The sequence below is a fragment of the Lentzea sp. NPDC059081 genome, from assembly GCF_042738015.1.
Classification (GTDB): Bacteria; Actinomycetota; Actinomycetes; order Mycobacteriales; family Pseudonocardiaceae; genus Lentzea.
In genome coordinates this window covers 249,783-268,956 of the sequence record NZ_JBHYGW010000003.1, presented here as the reverse complement: position 1 = coordinate 268,956, position 19,174 = coordinate 249,783, and the positions used below count along the sequence as shown (strand labels likewise).

Sequence of the window (19,174 nt, the reverse complement as noted above, 5' to 3'; positions counted from 1 at the left end):
CGCCGGACAGTTCCGGCGGGGCCTTGGTTCGAGCGTTTCTAGGCGGGTGATCGCCGCTTCCGGCTGAGCGAGTTGCGGACGATCAAGGTCAGCATCAGCAGCGCGCCACCGACCCCGATGCCGCCCAGCGCCACGACGATCGGCGGCCAGTCGAGCCCCGGCGGCGGGGAGACGGCCGTGTTCAGCTCCTTCGGCTGCGCCTTCTGGAAACCGGGCGACTCGGCGGGCAGCACCGCGGTCAGCGCCGCCACCGGGTTGATCATGCCGAAGCCGGTCTTGTTGTCCTTGCCGGACACGTTGCCGGGGTGCAGGGCGGTGGCCTTGAGGCGGTCCATCACCTGGCGCGCCTTGAGGTCCGGGAACCGTTCGCGCACCAGCGCGGTGATGCCCGCGACGTACGGGGAGGCGAAGCTCGTGCCCTTGATGTCCTGCACGCCGTTGGCGGTGACGTTGGCGTTGGTCAGGCCGGTGCCCTTGGGGTCGACGGAGATGATCTCCTCGCCCGGCGCCGCGATGCTGACCCACGGGCCCCAGATGCTGAAGTCCGACACCGCGCCCGAGCGGGCGATCGACGCCACCGACAGCACGTCGTTGGCGAACCACGCCGGCGACGACACCGAGTTGACGTTGGTCGGGTCCAGGTTGTCGTTCTGCCTGCCGCAGCCCGTGCCCTGCTCGCTCTTGTTGCCGGCCGCGGTGACGATCACGACGTCCTTGACGTCCACCGCGTAGCGGATCGCGGCCTGCAGCTTCTGGTCGTCCGCGCTGAAACCCTTGGGAGGGTTGCAGTTGGTCAGCGAGATGTTGATGACCCTGGCGCCCTGGTTCGACGCGCGGACGATGGCCTGGGCCAGCGTGCCGACCTTGCCCGCGGACGTGCGCTTCTCGTTGTTCGCGTCGCCCTTGAACTCGAAGCGGTCGCTGGTCTGCCGGATCGCGAGGATCGTCGCCTCCGGTGCGGCGCCGACGAAGTCGCCCTCGGTCTTGGCCGCCGCGGCGACGCCCGCCACCTCGGTGCCGTGGCCGTCGCAGTCGTCCGTGCCGTTCTTGTTGCCGTCGACGTACTCGCCGATGCCCTGGACCCGGCCGCCGAAGCGCGGGTTGCGGGGGTCGACGCCGGTGTCGATGATCGCGATCTTGATGCCCTTGCCCCTGGCGAACCGGTGGGCCTGCTCCAGGTTCAGCTGGACCTGGCCCCAGGGCATGGTCTCGATCAGCTCGCTCTTGGTGTCGGACTCGACGCAGCCCTTGTTGGTGCGCTCGTACTTCACGTCCGGCCTGCCCTCGTCGTTCGGGGGCGGGGTGCCGGGCGGGAGGTCCGGTGGCACCGAGTTCGGGCGCGCCGAGGCCGGGGCGGACGACGACGGCTGTGCGGACGCCTGGGGAAGCGCTCCCGTCAGCAGCAGAAGCCCGGCCGCAGCGGCCGCCGTGGTGCGCCTGATGCCGGACCTCATAGCGAGATCAGGCCCCGGAACACGGAGTACAGGTCCATCACGGCCAGGGCGAGCGGCACGACCGCGGCGATCAGGATCGCCTCGAGGATGTCGACGGTCCTGCGCAGCGGCGGCGAGAACTTCTGGCCGGGGAAGACGACGCCGAGCACCAGCGCGACGGCGCCGAGCAGCAGCAGCGCGCCGAAGACGAACGCGATGCGGTTGAACTCCGACGACGAGATCAGCCAGCCGAGCAGGATGCCCGCGCTCGCCACCATGCCGGTCGACAGCAGGGCCACGGCCTGGGCGCCGTTGGCGTAGGCACGCCCGCGCATCATCAGCACGATCGCGACGACGATGCCGTAGATCGGGCCCCAGATCGTGCCGGCGGACGCGGCCACGATGGCGGCCAGCGCCGCGACCGTGCCGGTGCCGATGATCATGCCGGTCAGGTACTCGTGGGCGACGGCCGTGCGGCGCTCGATGACCGCGTACTCCGGGAAGCCGGTGTCCTCCTTGAGGTCCTCGGCGTTCGACGGCACGACGGGCGGCGGGATCTTGGCCAGCTGCAGCGTGAGCCTCGGCAGCAGCGACAACGCGCCGAGCGCGACCGCGCCGGTCGCCGCGGCCACACCGGGCAGCGGGTGCTCGACGAACGTCGCCACGAGGAACGCGAGCGAGACGAACGTGCCTGCCGTGGCCGCGGCGATGAACACCGTGATGCCGTAGCCGATCAGCAGGATGCCGCCCCACGCGAAGATCATCAGCAGCGCGGAGCCGAGCAGCATCTTCGGGTTGAAGCCGACGCCGGGCACCGCGTGGTAGCCCGCCACGAACGCCAGCGGCAGCGAACCGCACGCGGCGATCAGCACGCCGGTCGACGCCGCCGAGTACGCCCGCGCGATCGTCGCGCCCGCGGCCAGCGCCGCGACGGCACCGACACCGCCGGCGATGGCGGCGGCCAGGCCACTGCCCTCGTCACCGGCGAAGATCGGGCCGGACAGGAACAGCGCCACCGCGGCCGCGATCAACGCGAGCGCGCCCGCGATGTGGCCGAACCGCTGCGCCGTCTCCTTGGTCCACGGCCGGAACGAGTCCGGGTCGGACTCCGCGATCGCGTCGACGACGTCGTCGTACAGCGGCGGAGGCGGGTTCTCGTTGCGGCGCCGCAACTGCAGCAGCTCGCCGTCGACGACACCGAGCGACGCGAGCGTGCGCGCGGGGTCGAGCGGGCTGTCGCCGAGCTTCGCGAGGCACCAGCCGCCGTGCCTGACGCCACCGTCCGGAGTGGCCTCTCTCGCCATGTCCAGCAGCATCGGCAGGAGATCGGCCACCGCCACGTCGGCAGGCAGCGCGACGTCGATACGCGTTCGAGGTGCCACCACCGTGACACGGCTGAACACCGTCGTACCGGTCGCCACCAGGGCCCCCTAAGTCAGATCTGTGTTGCGAACTCTTGGCCCGAGCCTATTGGCCCACCGGGGCGGTCCACGGGCGGCCCTAGTATGGCCGCACCGACGCCTGTTGCACGTGTGGTTCGCAGAACACGTTCGACTGGGTTTTTTTCCGACCCGCCCTTCGTGACGCGCGCGAATGCGCAATAGTGTCGGTTGCTACCGGTGGCGTATTGAGATGTCGAAGAGGTGCCTGTCAGTTGAGCACGCTGCAGTTCAAGCGAACGGCACGCCTTGCGGCTCCCCGGCCTCCTGGCGGCGAGGTCCACCTCGAGCCGCCACCAGAGGTCCCGAGGATCATCCCTGGCAACATCATGATGAAGGCGATGCCCGTCGTCATGATCATCGCGTCCGTCGGCATGATGGGCATGATGTTCGTGTTCGCGCCGCGGCAGCCAGCGGCGATGATCATGCCGGGCATGATGATGATCTCGACCATCGGCATGATGGCGAGCGGCATGGGGTCCGGCAAGGGCCAGAAGAAAGCCGAGATGAACGAGGACCGCAAGGACTACCTGCGGTACCTCGGCCAGATGCGCGACCGCGCCCGCGAGGCAGCCGACGAGCAGCGCGCCGAGCGCGAGTGGGTCCACCCGGACCCGCAGATGCTGTGGTCGCTCGCCACCACGCGCCGCATGTGGGAACGCCGTCAGAACGACCCGGACTTCTGCCACCTGCGCGCCGGCCGGGGCTCGCAGCGCCTCGCCACGCGCCTGGTGCCGCCGCAGACCGGTCCCGTCGAGGAGCTCGAGCCGATCGCGACGCTGGCGCTGCGCCGGTTCGTCCGCGCCCACTCGCTCGTCCCCGACCTGCCGATCTCGATCGCACTGCGCGGGTTCGCCGCCGTCGGCCTGCTCGGTGAGCTGGAGGACCGCCGCGACCTCGCGCGCGCCCTCATCGCCCAGCTCGTCACGTTCCACGCCCCGGACGACCTGCTGATCGCGGTCGTCAGCGCGGGCCGCACCAAGCAGCTGTGGGAGTGGGCGAAGTGGCTCCCGCACGCCCAGCACCCCACCGACATCGACGGCATCGGCCAGCGCCGCATGATGGCGAACTCGCTCGCCGAGATCGAGGCGATGCTGGACGAGAACCTGCGCGACCGGCAGCGGTTCACCCGCAACGCCCCGCCGCCGCCCGACCAGCCGCACATCGTGATCGTCATCGACGACGGCGACATCAGCCGCGAAGAGATGATCATCCTCGAGGAGGGCCTGGTCGGCGTCACGCTGCTCGACCTCTCCGAGTGCCTGGGCAACCTGACGGCACGCCGCGGCCTGCGCCTCGTCGTCGAGAACGGCCAGCTCGGCGCCCGTTCCGCGAGCGGTGTCGAGTGGTTCGGCGGACCCGACCGGCTGTCGGTCGTCGAGGCCGAGGCACTGGCCCGCAGGCTCTCCCCGTACCGCATGGGCGCCGCCGGTGAGGCCGGTGGCGACAGCGGCGAGGACCCGTTGGCGATGAGCAACAACCCGCCGATCCTCGAGTTCATGGGCATCCCCGGCGACCCGATCACGTTCGACGTGCAGCAGGCGTGGCGCCCGCGGCCCAAGCGCGACCGCTACCGCATCCCGTTCGGCATCGGCGAGCACGGTCAGTCGGTCGAGCTCGACATCAAGGAAGCGGCGGAAGACGGCATGGGCCCGCACGGCCTGTGCATCGGCGCGACCGGTTCCGGCAAGTCGGAGTTCCTCCGCACCCTGGTGCTGGGCCTGCTGGCCTCGCACTCGTCGACGGCGCTCAACATGATCCTCGTCGACTTCAAGGGTGGTGCGACGTTCCTCGGCCTGGACAAGGCCCCGCACGTCGCCGCGACGATCACCAACCTCGCGGGCGACCTCACGCTGGTCGACCGCATGAAGGACGCCATCGCCGGCGAGGTGTCGCGCCGCCAGGAGGTCCTGGCGAAGGGCAACTACAAGAACGTCTGGGACTACGAGAAGGCTCGGGAGAACGGCGCCCAGCTCGACCCGCTGCCCGCGCTCTTCATCTGCATCGACGAGTTCTCCGAGATGCTGACGGCGAAGCCGGACTTCATCGACATCTTCCTCCAGATCGGTCGTGTCGGCCGGTCGCTGCAGATGCACATGCTCCTCGCGTCGCAGCGGCTGGAGGAGGGCAAGCTCCGCGGTCTGGACACGTTCCTCTCGTACCGGATCGGTCTGAAGACGTTCAACGCGGCCGAGTCGCGTGCGGCGATCGGCGTGCCGGACGCGTACGAGCTGCCGCCGATCCCGGGCTCGGGCTACCTGAGCGTGCAGGGCATGCCGCTGACCAGGTTCAAGGCGCTCTACGTCTCGGGCACCTACCGCCCGTCGGGCATGCAGTCCGCCGGCGAGTCGGTGGCCGTGCGCAGCGACAAGCGCCCGCGGTTCTTCGTGCCGGACTTCATCGAGATCCCGAAGGAGCCGGAGCGCCCGGTCGAGCCGGTCGCGGTCGCGGCCGCGCCGGTCAAGGAGGACGCGAACGAGCCGACCCAGCTCGAGCTCATCGTAGACCGGCTCGTCGGCCAGGGCCCGCCCGCGCACGAGGTGTGGCTGCCGCCGCTCAACGAGCCGCCGACGATGGACACGATGCTGCCGCCGCTCGACGTGACGCAGGACCGCGGTCTCACGTCACCGGGCTACCCGGCCAACAGCACGCTGCAGATCCCGGTCGGCGTGGTCGACAAGCCGTTCGAGCAGCGGCGCGACCTGCTGTGGGCGGACTTCTCCGGTGCGGCCGGCCACGGCGCGGTCGTCGGCGGTCCGCAGTCGGGCAAGTCCACGCTGCTCAGGACGATCGTCGCGTCGATGGCGCTGACGCACACCCCGCAGGAGGCGCAGTTCTACTGCATCGACCTCGGTGGTGGCACGCTCGCGTCGATGGAGGACCTGCCGCACGTCGGCGGGTTCGCCGGTCGTCTCGACGTCGACAAGGTCCGCCGCATGGTGGCCGAGCTGCAGACCCTGATCACCGAGCGCGAGCTGCGCTGGCGCGACCAGCGCATCGACTCGATGGGCGAGTTCCGCAACCGCAAGCGCCGCGGTGAGATCAACGACGACGCCTTCGGCGACGCGTTCCTGATCGTGGACGGCTGGATGAACTTCCGCCAGGAGTTCGAGATGGTCGAGCCCCAGGTCCAGGCGCTGGCGGCGCAGGGTCTGTCCTACGGCGTGCACGTGATCGTCGGCGCCAACCGGTGGGCGGAGATCAGGCCCGCGATGAAGGACCTCCTCGGCACCCGGTTCGAGCTCCGCCTCGGTGACCCGAGCGAGTCCGAGATCGACCGCAAGGTCGCGGTCAACGTGCCGCCCGGTCGTCCCGGCCGCGGTCTCACCGGTGACAAGCTGCACTTCCTCACCGGTCTGCCGCGCATCGACACCCTGCAGGACCCGACGTCGGTCTCGCAGGGCGTGCAGGACCTCAGCAACAAGCTCAACCAGTCCTGGCAGGGCCCGCGCGCGCCGCAGGTCCGCATGCTGCCGGACCTGCTCGACTACGGGCAGTTCATGGCCCAGGTCCAGCAGATGAACCCGAACCGCGGCCACCTGGTCCCGGTCGGCGTCAACGAGGACGAGCTCGCGCCGGTCTACATGGACTTCGACGCGGACCCGCACTTCTTCACGCTGGCCGACGGCGAGTCCGGCAAGACGAACATGTTGCGCACGATCATCCGCGGCATCATGACCAGCTACACCTCCTCGGAGGCGCTGATCCTGCTCGCGGACTACCGCCGCACCCTGCTCGGCTTCATCGACACGGACCACCTGCTGAGCTACGCCGTCTCCGGCGCGCAGCTCACGCAGAACATCCAGGAGGTCAAGGGCTCGCTCACCAAGCGCATGCCCGGCCCGGACGTCACGCAGGAGCAGCTGCGGAACCGGTCCTGGTGGACCGGCCCCGAGGTGTTCATCGTCGTCGACGACTACGACCTGGTGGCCCCGCAGGGCGCGGCGAACCCGCTGCAGCCGCTCGCGGAGTTCATCCCCCAGGCCAAGGACGTCGGTCTGCACGTCATCCTGGCCCGCCGCATGGGTGGTGCGTCCCGCGCGATGTACGACCCGGTCCTCGGCAAGCTGAAGGAGATCTCGGCGCCGCTGTTCGTCGGTTCCGGTTCGAAGGAGGAGGGCAACATCGTCGGCAACCTCAAGCCGTCGCCGCAGCCTCCCGGCCGGGGCACGATGGTGACCCGCAAGTTCGGTCAGCAGCGCATGCAGTTCGCCTGGATCCAGCCGGACTAGGTCTCGTCCGACGACGTCGTGGGTGGTTCCGCCGAGTGGCGGGGCCACCCACGAGTCGTTTGTGGCACAAAAAATGGGCCCGCGGCGTGCGCCGCGGGCCCGACCGGACAGCAGGGGACTGTCCGGTTCCCCCATGACCGGTTCCTCTCCTGCCGACCCACTGGGGAGGGCCGACCGGGGAGGAGTCCGACGAGCGCGGCACCCCCCAGGTTCCGCTGCCGCCGTCGTCTTCCGGCTGAGGAGAACTCTGCCGGACAGCGCTCACACTTCGGTCACACAACCGAGCGCGTGCTCTCACCTGCACGGCGAAGGCCGGCCCCACCGCAGCCGAAGAGGGAGGTGACTGCGGCGGGACCGGCCACCCCTAGAGTCGCTGACCTGGCTCACAGTTCGGTCACACGTCACTGGAAGGGGGACCGTGGCTGCCGAGTACCGCGTCCTCGGACCGTTGGAGGTGCTCCACGACGGCGTCCCGGTCGCGGTGCCCGCCGGGCGGTGCCGGGTGCTGCTGGCCACGTTGCTGTTGCGCCCCAACCGGTTTGTGTCCGTCGACGAGCTGGTGGAACGGGTGTGGGACGGCGTGCCGCCGACCGCGGACCGGGCGGCCAAGACGTTGCAGATGGTCGTCGCCCGGCTGCGTCAGGCGCTGGGGGAGGCGAACCGAGTGCAGACCTCGCGCGGCGGCTACCGCGCCTCGGTCGACGACTCCGAGCTCGACCTGCTGCGGTTCCGCTCACTGGTCGCACGGGGCGACTTCACCGCCGCGGCGGGGTTGTGGCGCGGTCCGATGCTCTCGGACGTCCGCTCCGACGCCCTGCACCGGCACGACGTCCCGCCGGTGACCGAGGAGTGGCTGCTGGCGCTGGAACGCCGCATCGCCGCCGACCTGGACGCGGGACGAGCCGCCGACCTCGTCGCCGAGCTGCGCGCGCTGACCGCCGAGCACCCGTTCCGCGAGACCTTCCGTGGTCAGCTGATGCTGGCTCTCGCGCAGGCGGGGCAGCAGGCGGCGGCCCTGACGGTCTACCAGGACGTGCGCGCGCTGCTGTCCGACGAGCTGGGCGTCGACCCCGGCGCGGAGCTGCGGGCGGTGCACCAGCAGGTGCTGTCCGGCTCCGTGCGGGTGCGCGGCCCGGTGCCCCGCCAGCTGCCGACGACCGTGCCGCGGTTCGTCGGCCGGACCTCCGAGCTGGACGACCTGACCGGCCTGGTGCGCGACGACCTGGTGGTTGCCGCGATCACCGGCACCGCGGGCGTGGGCAAGACGACGCTGGCCGTGCACTGGGCGCGCGGGCGGCCGACCGGTTCCCCGACGGCCAGCTCCACGTGAACCTGCGCGGCTTCGACCGCCACCGCGACCCGATGACGCCGGGCGACGCGCTGAGCAGGTTCCTCGAAGCCCTGGGCGTTGCTCCCGAACGCATCCCGGCGGACCTCGATGCCCAGTCCGCCCTGTTCCGCAGACTCGTAGCCGACCGCCGCCTGCTCGTGGTGCTGGACAACGCCCGCGACGCCGACCACGTCCGCCCGCTGCTGCCGGGCCCTTCCGGGTGCCTGGTGCTGATCACCAGCCGTGACAGGTTGACCGGCCTGGTGGTCAACGAGGGCATGCGGCAGCTGGCACTGGACGTGTTGAGTCCAGCCGAGGCCCACGCCCTGCTGGTCAGCCGCCTGGGCGCGGCCCGGGTGGGCGCCGCCGACGACCTGATCAGGTGGTGCGGCGGCCTGCCCCTGGCCCTGGCGATCATCGCGGCCCGCGCCGCCCAGTCCCCGAAGCTGCCGCTGTCCGCCCTGGTCGCCGAGCTGGCCGACGAACGCACCCGCCTCGACACGCTCGACACGGGCGACGCGACGACCAGCGTCCGCACGGTCTTCCAGTGGTCGTACCAGCAGCTCAGCGCTTCGGCGGCCCGGATGTTCCGGCTCATCGGCGTGCACCCCGGCCCGGACATCACCGTGCCGGCGGCAGCGAGCCTCGCCGGGTGGCCCCTCGCCGCGACGCGCGAGTCCGTGCGGGAGCTGGTGCGGGCGAACCTGCTGGTGGAGCACGTGCCCGGCCGTTTCTCGTGCCACGACCTGGTGCGCGTGTACGCGGCCGATCGAGCGGAGGCGGAGGAGACCGCCAAGTCGCGGCTCGAGGCTGAAACGAGGCTGTTCGACCACTACGTCCACACGCTCGCCTGGATCGATCGCGAGTACAACTGGGGTGAGCGGCGGATCGACGGCTTTCCCGATCCGCGGGTGACGTCGGAGATCTTCTCCGACCAACCGGCGTCGGTGCGGTGGTTCGATGCCGAGCACGCCGTGGTCCGCGCGCTGGTCGCACTCGCGGAGAGGCGGGGCCTGGACCGCTGCATTTGGCAGCTCCCGTGGTTCGCCGCGCCGCAGATCGACCGGTCGGGCAGCTGGAGCGACTGGCTCGCCCAGATGGGGCGTGGCGTGCAGGCCGCCACTCGTGCGGGCGAGCCGTGGGTGGCCGCGAAGCTGCTGTTCTTGCAGGCGTTCGGCTGCGCCAGGCACGGAATGTACGAGCAGAGCATGGAGCTGTTCGAGGACTGCGGGCGGGCCTTCGAGGTCTTGGGCGTGGTCGCCGAGCAGGTCCGCGCTCGGAGCGGCGTCGCGTGGGTGCTCGGACTGGTGGAACGTCCACACGAGTCGTTGCAGGTCGCGCGGGCTGCGTTCGAGCTGCAGCGCAGCGCCCCCGACGCGTCGCCGGACCGGATCGCCATGGCGCTCTTCCAGGTCGCGTACGCACTGGTCGAAGCCGGCCGGTACCACGAGGCGCTTGTTCAGCTCGCGGCGTGGGACGCGCTGGAACGGGTGCACGAGACGAGCCCCGTCTCGATGGGGCAGGTCGCGGTTGTCCGGTCCAAGGCACTGGTCGGGCTGGGTGAGACCGAAGGTGTCGTCGAGCTCCTGCACCGCGCACTCGGTTGGTTCGACCAGATGGGCGGTGGGGAGGATCGAGCCGCGACGTACGACTTCCTCGGTGACACACACCTCAAACGAGGGGAGGCGGCTGAGGCACGCCGTTGGTGGATCGAGGCTCTGAGCTTCTACGAGCCACGTCAGCACCCCCACGGCGACAAGGTGAGGGTCAAGCTCGCCGCCCTTCCCGACAACTGACGAGCGGTGCTGGTGGCCCCCCAGGAACCTTTGCCACCAGCACCGCTCGAAGAGAACTGTGCACGAGCCCGCTCACACTTCGCTCACACAGCGATCACGCACCCGGTTTGAGATGAAACGGACGTGAGCGAGCCGAGTGCCACGTGCGGATGTCTCTCCGGAGCCGGAGCGGCGAACTCCGCTCGCCGGGCGGTGACAGCTCACCCGGTGGTACCGGAACCGCGTGTCTCTTCGAGCTCCCGCACGAACCGGCGAATGGTGGCCGCCATCGCCAGAGCGCTGGACTCGGCGCGCGTCAACGCCTCACGGGCGTGGGTCAGAGCCGTTTCCCGGTCGCCGGCACGGGCGAGGATCTGGGAGCCGTGGAACAGGATCTCCGCCCTGGGCCTGGCGCCCAGGGTGTCGAGCGAGCCGGAGGCGAAGATGCCGCCGTAGATCCGCACCGCTCGGGCCAGGTCGCCCAGTCCGGCGTGAGCTTGGGCGAGCGTGTCCATGGTGAAAGGACTGGCGTCGCCGAGGATGTCGAGTGCCTCGGTCACGACCTCGATCGCCTCGCTGAAGTCACCTTTGCGGACGAGGGTGTAGGCGAGGCTGTTCATCGACGTAGCCCACCCCCTGGCATGACCGGTGAGCCGCCATTGCTCGATCGACTCGCGGTAGTGCGTCAGTGCCTGGTCGTGGTCTCCCAGCCACAGGAAGGTGCTCGCCAACTCGGCCTCCGTGATGGCGACCCCGCGGGTGTAACCGATCTCGCGCCGGATGAGGAGCGCTTCGCGCAGCGCGCGCTGGGCCTCGTCGAACTGGTGCCTGTTCTTGTGCGCTATGCCGATCAAGTGCAGCGCCACGGCTTTCGCGTGGCGATCGCCCAGCCGCTGGGCGGCCTGCAACGCGATGCCGAAGATGCGGAGGCGGTCGTCGTTGGAACCGAACAGCGTCACGTGGCCGATCAACGAGTAGGGCAGTTTCCACGCGTGCTCGAAATGCCCGTTCGCCAGTGCGAACTCGCACGTCTCGATCAGGAGGTCGTAGTCACGTCGGCTCCACTCGACAGCGGCGTTCTTGTCGCGGAACTCGACAACCTCGACCACGGGGTCGTGTTCGGTCAGGGGCTTTTCGGCACGGCTGTCGAGGAGCAGGCTCTCGGCGCTGTCGGCCGAGTGGAGGTGGTGGTCCAGGAAGCGCTCGACCGCTGCGCGCCGCTCCTCCGCGGGCTCTTCGGCCGCCGCGCGTTCGCGGGCGTGCAACCACAGCAGGTCGTGCTGGGAGAACCGCTGGGGTGCGTGCTCCTCGACCAGGTGCGCCCGTGCCAGCAAACGCAGGGTCTTGAGCGCCTCGCTGCTCGGCACCCGTGCCAGCGCACCAGCGGACATCGGTGTGAATTCGGCGCGCGGAGCAAGTCCGAGAGCGCGGAACATTCGGCGTTGCTCCGGTGTGAGCGCCGTGTAGGAGAGGTCGAACGCCGCTCTGACCGCGGCCTCGCCGTCGTCACCGATCTCCAGCTCCGCGAGCCGGTCTCCCGTGCTGAGCTTGTCCACCAGGTCCCGCACGCGCAGGTGCGGTTCGCTCACGAGCAGCGACGCGGCGATGCGCAACGCCAGTGGCAGGCAGGCGCACAGCCGGGCGAGCTCCGCGGTGGCCCCGAGCTCGGCATCCGTGCGATCCGCGCCGACCACCTTCTCCAGCAGCCGCATGGCCTCTGCCAAGGGCAGCACGCCGAGTTCCAGCACCTTCGCGTCGTTCAACGCCACCAGGCCCCGCAGGTCGGACCGGCTGGTGATCACCACGATCGACTGGCCGCTCGCGGGCAGCAGCGGCCTCACCTGGTCTGCCGTACGGGCGTTGTCGAGCAGCACGAGCACACGGCGATCGGCGAGCAACGACCGGTACAGGCCGATCCGCTGGTCGGTGTGGTCGGGAATCTCCTTGACGGGATGGCCGAGTCCCCGCAGCAGTTGGCCGAGCGCGTCGTGAGGCGCGAGGGGTTCCTCGCGGTCGTAGCCGCGCAAGTTCACCGCGAGCTGCCCATCCGGGAAGCGGTCTCGCACCTGGTGCGCCCAGCGCACGGCGAGCGTGCTCTTGCCGACCCCGGCCGAGCCGGCGATGGCCGAGATGACCACGGCTCTTCCCGCTGCTCCCCTGGGAAGGAGCCGGTCCAGTTGCGCGAGGTCGTCGCCGCGGCCGGTGAAGCTCGCCAGATCTGGCGGCAGCTGCCTCGGCACGATGGTGTTCCGATGAGGCCTCAGCTCGGGGTCCGCGCGGAGGATCGACTGGTGCAGGTCGCGCAGCGCCACGCCGGGATCGATGCCCAGCTCGTTCGCCAGCAGTTCTCGGACCTGGTGAAACGCGTCCAGTGCTCCTGCCTGCCGGCCCGACCGGTACAGCGCGACCATCAACTGCGCCCAGAACCGTTCCCGCAAGGGGTGGGAAGCGGTCAGCGCGCGCAACTCGACCACCAGTCCCTCCGCTCGCCCGTCGGCGAGGTCGTTGTCGATGCGGTCCTCGAGCACCGACAGCTGCTCCTCGACGAGTCGCGGCACTTCCTCGCGGTGCAGGGAGTCGGACTTCACGTTCGACAGCGGGGCGCCGCGCCACAGGGCCAGCGCGGCATGTGGCTGGTCCGCCAGCGCGCGGAACCGGAGCAGGTCGAGGTTCTCGACCTGGGCGAGGTAGCCGTTCGTCGTGGTGACGACGCAGTTCGCCGGGCCGAGGGACTGGCGCAGTCGCGCAACGGTCATCTGCAACGTCTTCGCGGCTCGGTCGATCGACGACGGCGCGCCCTCCCAGAGGCGTTCGACCAGCTCGTCCACGGAGACGAACTGGTTGGGGCGCAGCAACAGCGTTGCCAGAAGGACACGACCCTTGCCTGCCGGAACGGCGATCGGCTCGCCGTCGAAGCGCACTTCCAACGGTCCCAGCACGCGATATTCCGCCCCCAGCACCTCCTCAGCTTATGGCGGGTTCGTCCGATCCGGGCGGTGAGATCGACTTTCCGGCACAGCCTTCCTGTCCCGGTTCGCGAGGAGGCGAGTTGGCCATCCGTATCGTCCCGGCCCGTCGCATCGGGTAAGCATGTGCGCGAAAGAGGGGAAGGTGCATGAGCCTGCACGTCGCGGTCGACTTCGGCACGTCGAGCACCTGCGTCGCGATCTCCGCGCACGGGCGGGAGCCGCAGGTCGTCGTGTTCGACGGCCAGCCGCTGGTGCCGTCCGCCGTGTTCGCTGCGGCCGACGGGACGTTGTTCGTCGGTCAGGAGGCCGAGCGGCAGGCTGCGGTCGACCCCGCCCGGTACGAGCCGCACCCGAAGCGTCGCGTCGATGAGGGTGAGTTGTTGTTGGGCAGTTCCGTGCTGCCCGTTGTGGATGTTGTGCGCGCGGTGCTGACACGGGCCGTGGGTGAGGCACGGCGCGTGGGTGGCGGTGCGCCCGTCGATCTCCTCGTGCTGACGCATCCTGCTGACTGGGGCACGGTGCGCACGCGCGTTCTGCTTCAGGCGGCGCGTGGGCTCGGACGCGAACTGGTGCTGGTGCCGGAGCCCGTGGCCGCTGCCGTCTTCCACTCCGCCAGCCACTCCATTCCGGACGGTGCCGCGCTCGCCGTGCTCGACCTCGGTGGCGGCACGGTCGATGCCAGCGTCGTGGCCCGGAACGGCAGGAGCTTTCGGGTGCTGTCCGCGAAGGGCGATCCGAGCTTCGGCGGCGCCGACATCGACCAGGCCCTGCTGGAGCACGTCGGCGGGCTCGTCGGGGCGAAGGACCCCGAGGCGTGGCGGCAGCTCGTCGAGGGCCGGGAGATGGCTGACCGCCGTAAACGGAGGGTGCTGCGTCAGGACGTACGGGGTGCCAAGGAGACGCTGTCCCGGCACGCGTACACGGACGTGCCGATGCCACCACCGTTCCCCGACGCGCACGTGACGCGGTCCGACCTGGAACAGCTGGTCACGGCGCCGCTCGGCAGAGCGGCCGCGCTGGTGGCCGGCGCGGTCCGGGATGCCGGGCTCGCGCCCCAGCAGCTCGCCGGGGTGTTCCTGGTCGGCGGGTCGAGCCGGATCCCGTTGGTCGCCCGGCTGGTGCACGACCACATCCGGGTGGTGCCGACGAGCATCGACCAACCGGAGACGGTGGTCGCGCGAGGGGCTCTCCGCGCGGTCAGCCTCGACCCCGAACGGACCGGCGGAATGCTCCAGCAGCAGGCAGCCGCGAAGGGCAATTCGGGTGATGTGACTCACAACCTCCGGGTCTCCGAGGAAACCACCCGCAAAATCACCCGCCGGATCACGCCGCCGCCGGTCGCGCAGTTCCCGGCCGCGTTTCCCGTGCCGCCGCCATCTCCGCCGAAGAAGAGCAGGACGCCCCTGTTCGTCGCGATAGGCGTCGTGGTGGTGCTGGTGGCGGCAGGTGTCGGCGGCTACCTGTGGCTGAACCGGGACAAGACGCAGCAGCAGGCTGACCCGCCCAGCAACCAGATCGCCGTCTACGACTACGCCTTCACGCGCCCGGACGGCTGGGAGCAGACCGGCGGTGCCGCCCAGGACCGGCAGGTGCTCTTGCAACCGGTCGACCGGAAGAATTCCGATAGCAAATCTCCGGAAGCGCGAATTGCTGTGCAGGAGCAAACCCTCACTTATGACAGCGACAAAGACCGGGTTCGCGCGCTGAGTGAGCTGCGGAACACGTACCAGGAACGCAAGGGGAATGGCGACGGCGTCGCCGACTTCACCGATAACCGCACATTCGCGGGGAAGTCTGTTGTTCACTATCGCGAAGTGGTCGGCGCCACCGGGGTCGACTGGTACATCCAGTTCCAGGGCCGGGTGCAGGTGAGCGTCGGCTGTCAGGCGTCGAAAGCCGCGGAGCCGCAGGTCCGCACCGCCTGTGAGCAGGTCGTTCGCACGCTGGTCATCAAGTCGTAGCCGCACTGCCAGGGGAGTCGCCGATGTCCGCCGCCGAGGCCATGAGCCGGTTCCGCGCCGAGGTCGGAGCCGCCGTCACCCGAGCCCGCCGCGCCGCCGGCGACATAGGTGAACGCAATGCCAAGCTCCGGGAACGCACTCGTGACCTGGCCCGACAGGCTCGTGAGCGCAATGTCGAGCCCGGTGCTCGCGTCACTCCTGCCGACGTCAAGGACTCCGCCACCGGGTTCCGCCACGATCGCGGGCTGCCCGTCGAGCAGGTGCCCACCGCCACGGAGCTCGTCGCCCCGGAAGCCGCCCGTCCAGTTGAGACGGAGCCCGCCACTCTCGGTTCCAGTGCCGTCGCCGGTCCGAGTGGCCAGCTTCCCCGTGTGAGTGACGATGACGAGGACTTTTCGCAGTCGCGAATCCTCTACTGACATCTCGGTTTCACTTCGAGGCGTTTACTAGCGCAACTACTTCGAAAGAAGTCGCGACAGACCGGAACCGGCGTGGCAGGGTCTCCGTCGTAAGGGGCGTACGAAGCAAGAAGTACCGCCCGCAGGACTCGACAACAGGGGGCTTATCCCATGGGTGCATTTACCACTACGCCGGAAGAGCTCGACGCGCTGGCCAAGCACATCGGCGACATCAGCGAGCAGATCCAGGCGCAGGCCCGCACGGTCAAGGGCGCGGCCGAGGGCGTCTCGAGCGCCTGGGGCGGTATGGCCGCCACCGCGTTCCAGAACCTGATGGTCCGCATGGACGAGGACGTCCGCAAGCTCGACCAGGCCCTGCAGGCGATCCAGGAGCAGATCGCCAGCACCTCCCAGGTCTACGCCCGCAACGAGACGGAGCAGGAGCAGGCCGTCACCGGCATCTCCAACCGCCTCTGACGCTCGCTTCCTGACCTCGAACTTTCCAGACTTCAGACTTTGCTTAAGGGGAGATAGACATGGGTGGACAGATCAAGGCGACGTTCGGTGAGATCTCGAACGCGGCCTCCACGATCGCCAGCTCGTCGAAGGCGATCGACGACATCAACGACCAGCTGCGCCAGAAGGTCACCTCGACCCTCGCGGGCTGGGAAGGTAGCGCCGGTGAGGCCTACCAGGGCGCGCAGAAGGCGTGGGACTCGGCGTCCGACGACCTGAACCAGGTCCTCGCGGCCATCGGTGTCGCCGTGCAGCAGGCCTCCGAGGCGTACGCCCAGGCCGAGCAGACCAACGCCTCGCGCTGGTAAGCCCGTAGTACCGCAGCAAGACCCTCGCGAGCCCCGGAACCACGTGGTCCGGGGCTCGCGTATGTCCAGGGAAAAGGTGCCTTCGGAGGACCCGTTTTGGTCCCCGCACCACCCATCCGGTATCTTCTGACGTTGTTGTGCGGTAGCTGGCGCCCGTGTGTGCCGCGCCTGTCTCGGAACCACCGCTTGGCCAGTCCAAGATCGGTCTGGGGCAACCGCCGCAGTGACCCCAGACGCAAGTGACGACGAGGTAGATCCGTGCGCACGTACAGCCCGAAGCCCGGTGAGGTGACCCGCACCTGGCACGTGATCGACGCCCAGGACGTGGTGCTCGGCCGGCTCGCCACCCAGGCCGCGACGCTGCTGCGCGGCAAGCACAAGCCGACCTACGCCCCGCACGTTGACACCGGTGACTTCGTCATCGTCGTCAACGCGGACAAGGTCGCCCTGACCGGCTCGAAGCGGGACCAGGAGTTCCAGTACCGCCACTCGGGTTTCCCCGGCGGTCTGCGCAAGCAGTCCTTCGGCGAGGTCCTGGACACCCGTCCGGACCGCCTGGTGGAGAAGGCGATCAAGGGCATGCTGCCCAAGAACCGCCTGGGCCGTCAGATCGCGAACAAGCTGAAGGTCTACAGCGGACCGAACCACCCGCACGCGGCGCAGCAGCCGCAGGCCTTCGAGATCAAGAAGATCGCCCAGTGAGCGACGAGTACACCGAGGAAGTTCCTGTGACCACCCCTGAGAACGAGACCCCTGAGGTCGAGACCCCCGAGGTCGAGGCTGAGGTTGTCGAGGCCGAGGTCGTCGAGGCTCCTGAGGCCGAGGCCGCCGAGGCCGAGGTCGAGGAGACCTCCGCACCGGTGGTCGCGCCCTCGCTGAACGGCGCCGCGCACCTCGCGCAGACCGTCGGCCGCCGCAAGGAGGCCGTCGTCCGCGTCCGCCTCGTGCCCGGCACCGGCAAGTTCACCCTGAACGGCAAGGCCCTCGAGGACTACTTCCCGAACAAGGTGCACCAGCAGCTCATCAAGGAGCCGCTCGTCACCACGGAGAAGCCCGAGACCTTCGACGTCATCGCCAACCTGCGTGGCGGCGGCATCACCGGCCAGGCCGGTGCGCTGCGTCTCGCCATCGCGCGTGCGCTGATCGCCGTCGACTCCGAGGACCGCCCGGCGCTCAAGAAGGCCGGCTTCCTCACCCGCGACCCGCGGGTCAAGGAGCGCAAGAAGTACGGTCTCAAGAAGGCCCGCAAGGCGCCTCAGTACTCCAAGCGTTGATCTGACGCACCAGTTGTACCTGCGGGAGCAGCAGTTCACCTCGAACTGCTGCTCCCGCAGTGTTTTCCGGGTCTTTTCCCGCCGCCTCGCAGTGTCCATATCGGAGGATCCATGGCCCGCTTGTTCGGCACCGACGGTGTGCGCGGTCTCGCCAACGCCGATCTCACCCCTGAGCTCGCGATGTCCGTCGCCGCCGCGGCCGCCCGCGTGCTCGCCGAGCACGACCGCTCCCACCGCCCCGTCGCCGTCGTCGGGCGCGACCCCCGTGCGAGCAGCGAGATGCTGGACGCCGCCGTCACCGCGGGCCTCACCTCGGCCGGTGCGGACGTGCTGCGCGTCGGGTCGCTGCCCACGCCCGCCGTCGCCTACCTCGTCGCCGCGCTCGGCGCCGACATCGGCGTGATGATCTCCGCGTCCCACAACGCCATGCCGGACAACGGGATCAAGATCTTCGCCGCCGGTGGTCACAAGCTGCCCGACACCGTCGAGGACGAGATCGAGCAGCACATGGGCACCGGGTTCGACCGCCCGACGGGTGCCGCGATCGGCCGGGTCCGCGACGTCCCCGACGCCGAGACCCAGTACGTCGAGCACCTGCTCAAGGTCACGCCGCACCGCCTCGACGGCCTCAAGGTCGTGGTGGACTGCGCGAACGGTGCCGCGTCGGTGGCCGCACCGGACGCGTACCGCCGCGCCGGGGCCGAGGTGGTCGCGATCAACGCCACCCCGGACGGCCTCAACATCAACGATGGCTGTGGTTCCACCCACATCGACGTCGTGGCCGCCGCCGTCCGCGAGCACGGTGCTGACCTCGGCATCGCGCACGACGGCGACGCCGACCGCTGCCTCGCCGTGGACGCCGAGGGCAACGCGGTCGACGGTGACCAGATCCTCGCCGTTCTCGCGCTCGCCATGCGCGACGCGGGCGAGCTCTACGAGGACACCCTCGTCGCGACCGTGATGAGCAACCTCGGCCTGCACCTCGCCATGAAGGACGCCGGCATCAGGCTGCGGACCACCGCGGTCGGCGACCGGTACGTGCTGCAGGACCTCAAGGCCGGCGGCTACTCGCTCGGGGGCGAGCAGTCCGGTCACGTCGTGCTGCCCGCGCACGCCACCACCGGCGACGGCCTGCTCACCGCGTTGCGCCTGATGGCCCGCATGGCCGAGACCGGCAGGTCGCTCGCCGACCTCGCCTCGGTGATGCGCCGCCTGCCGCAGGTCCTCATCAACGTGAAGGTGTCCGACAAGGCCGCCGTCGCCAAGGCCGAGTCGGTCAGCGAGGCCGTGGCCGCCGTCGAGGCCGAGCTCGGCGACACCGGCCGCGTGCTGCTGCGCCCGTCCGGCACCGAGCAGCTCGTGCGGGTGATGGTCGAGGCCACCAGCCACGAACAGGCCGAGTCGGCCGCGCAGCGCCTCGCGGGTGTGGTTTCCTCGGTGCACTGAGGACTGAGGGGGCCGGCGGATGACCGTCTTGTCGATGTTGGTGCTGATCGTGCTTCTGGGCGGACTGGCCGCGGTGGTGATCATCGCGGTCAC

The 19,174-nt window shown here is 69.8% G+C and carries 13 protein-coding genes; 10 read left to right on the top strand and 3 right to left on the bottom strand.

Going from position 1 to position 19,174, the window contains the following annotated elements; all coding sequences use genetic code 11:
- Window positions 1-38: 38 nt before the first annotated feature.
- On the bottom strand, window positions 39-1,454 hold the full coding sequence (mycP, locus tag ACFWV3_RS08780; RefSeq protein WP_382409873.1) for a type VII secretion-associated serine protease mycosin: 1,416 nt from the start codon (window positions 1,452-1,454) through the stop codon (window positions 39-41).
- On the bottom strand, window positions 1,451-2,854 hold the full coding sequence (eccD, locus tag ACFWV3_RS08775; protein WP_382409871.1) for a type VII secretion integral membrane protein EccD: 1,404 nt from the start codon (window positions 2,852-2,854) through the stop codon (window positions 1,451-1,453). The genes mycP and eccD overlap by 4 nt, the downstream gene beginning before the upstream one ends.
- Before the next feature lie 233 nt (window positions 2,855-3,087).
- On the opposite strand from eccD, the gene eccCa reads away from it, so the two are divergent.
- The 3 genes from eccCa (at window position 3,088) to ACFWV3_RS08760 (ending at window position 10,230) form a co-directional block, all read left to right on the top strand.
- Complete coding sequence (eccCa, locus tag ACFWV3_RS08770) at window positions 3,088-7,104, top strand: type VII secretion protein EccCa (RefSeq protein ID WP_382409869.1); 4,017 nt, start codon at window positions 3,088-3,090, stop codon at window positions 7,102-7,104.
- A 418-nt stretch (window positions 7,105-7,522) separates the two neighbouring features.
- On the top strand, window positions 7,523-8,434 hold the full coding sequence (locus tag ACFWV3_RS08765; RefSeq protein WP_382409867.1) for a BTAD domain-containing putative transcriptional regulator: 912 nt from the start codon (window positions 7,523-7,525) through the stop codon (window positions 8,432-8,434).
- Window positions 8,431-10,230 (top strand): NB-ARC domain-containing protein, encoded by a 1,800-nt coding sequence (locus ACFWV3_RS08760; protein WP_382409865.1) that lies wholly within the window; start codon window positions 8,431-8,433, stop codon window positions 10,228-10,230. The genes ACFWV3_RS08765 and ACFWV3_RS08760 overlap by 4 nt, the downstream gene beginning before the upstream one ends.
- A gap of 200 nt (window positions 10,231-10,430) precedes the next feature.
- Here ACFWV3_RS08760 and ACFWV3_RS08755 read toward each other — a convergent pair whose 3' ends face one another.
- Window positions 10,431-13,169, bottom strand: coding sequence for a BTAD domain-containing putative transcriptional regulator (locus ACFWV3_RS08755; protein ID WP_382409863.1), 2,739 nt, complete (start codon window positions 13,167-13,169; stop codon window positions 10,431-10,433).
- Between the two features lie 155 nt (window positions 13,170-13,324).
- On the opposite strand from ACFWV3_RS08755, the gene ACFWV3_RS08750 reads away from it, so the two are divergent.
- From ACFWV3_RS08750 to glmM, 7 genes are all read left to right on the top strand, one after another.
- Window positions 13,325-15,139 carry a type VII secretion-associated protein gene (locus tag ACFWV3_RS08750; RefSeq protein WP_382409861.1) on the top strand — a complete coding sequence of 605 codons (1,815 nt, stop codon included), beginning with the start codon at window positions 13,325-13,327 and terminating at the stop codon, window positions 15,137-15,139.
- A 23-nt stretch (window positions 15,140-15,162) separates the two neighbouring features.
- Complete coding sequence (locus ACFWV3_RS08745; RefSeq protein WP_382409859.1) at window positions 15,163-15,558, top strand: hypothetical protein; 396 nt, start codon at window positions 15,163-15,165, stop codon at window positions 15,556-15,558.
- 150 nt (window positions 15,559-15,708) lie between these two features.
- Entirely contained in the window at window positions 15,709-16,014 is a 306-nt protein-coding gene (locus ACFWV3_RS08740; RefSeq protein ID WP_382409856.1) for a WXG100 family type VII secretion target, read from the top strand.
- Between the two features lie 59 nt (window positions 16,015-16,073).
- A complete protein-coding gene (locus ACFWV3_RS08735; protein ID WP_382409854.1) occupies window positions 16,074-16,361 on the top strand; it encodes a WXG100 family type VII secretion target in 288 nt (95 codons plus the stop codon).
- A 258-nt stretch (window positions 16,362-16,619) separates the two neighbouring features.
- Entirely contained in the window at window positions 16,620-17,063 is a 444-nt protein-coding gene (gene rplM / locus ACFWV3_RS08730) for a 50S ribosomal protein L13 (protein ID WP_363779188.1), read from the top strand.
- A gap of 26 nt (window positions 17,064-17,089) precedes the next feature.
- On the top strand, window positions 17,090-17,635 hold the full coding sequence (gene rpsI, locus ACFWV3_RS08725) for a 30S ribosomal protein S9 (protein ID WP_382409851.1): 546 nt from the start codon (window positions 17,090-17,092) through the stop codon (window positions 17,633-17,635).
- A gap of 111 nt (window positions 17,636-17,746) precedes the next feature.
- The gene (gene glmM, locus ACFWV3_RS08720) at window positions 17,747-19,081 is read left to right on the top strand and encodes a phosphoglucosamine mutase (RefSeq protein WP_382409849.1); all 1,335 of its coding nucleotides are present in this window, start codon (window positions 17,747-17,749) and stop codon (window positions 19,079-19,081) included.
- Window positions 19,082-19,174: the final 93 nt, after the last annotated feature.

What these genes read in the sequence shown, in the direction of transcription:
- ACFWV3_RS08745 (WP_382409859.1), top strand. Translation starts at nt 15,163, where the DNA reads ATGTCCGCCGCCGAGGCCATGAGCCGGTTCCGCGCCGAGGTCGGAGCC.
- mycP (WP_382409873.1), bottom strand. Translation starts at nt 1,454, where the DNA reads ATGAGGTCCGGCATCAGGCGCACCACGGCGGCCGCTGCGGCCGGGCTT.
- ACFWV3_RS08740 (WP_382409856.1), top strand. Translation starts at nt 15,709, where the DNA reads ATGGGTGCATTTACCACTACGCCGGAAGAGCTCGACGCGCTGGCCAAG.
- glmM (WP_382409849.1), top strand. Translation starts at nt 17,747, where the DNA reads ATGGCCCGCTTGTTCGGCACCGACGGTGTGCGCGGTCTCGCCAACGCC.
- ACFWV3_RS08735 (WP_382409854.1), top strand. Translation starts at nt 16,074, where the DNA reads ATGGGTGGACAGATCAAGGCGACGTTCGGTGAGATCTCGAACGCGGCC.
- ACFWV3_RS08750 (WP_382409861.1), top strand. Translation starts at nt 13,325, where the DNA reads ATGAGCCTGCACGTCGCGGTCGACTTCGGCACGTCGAGCACCTGCGTC.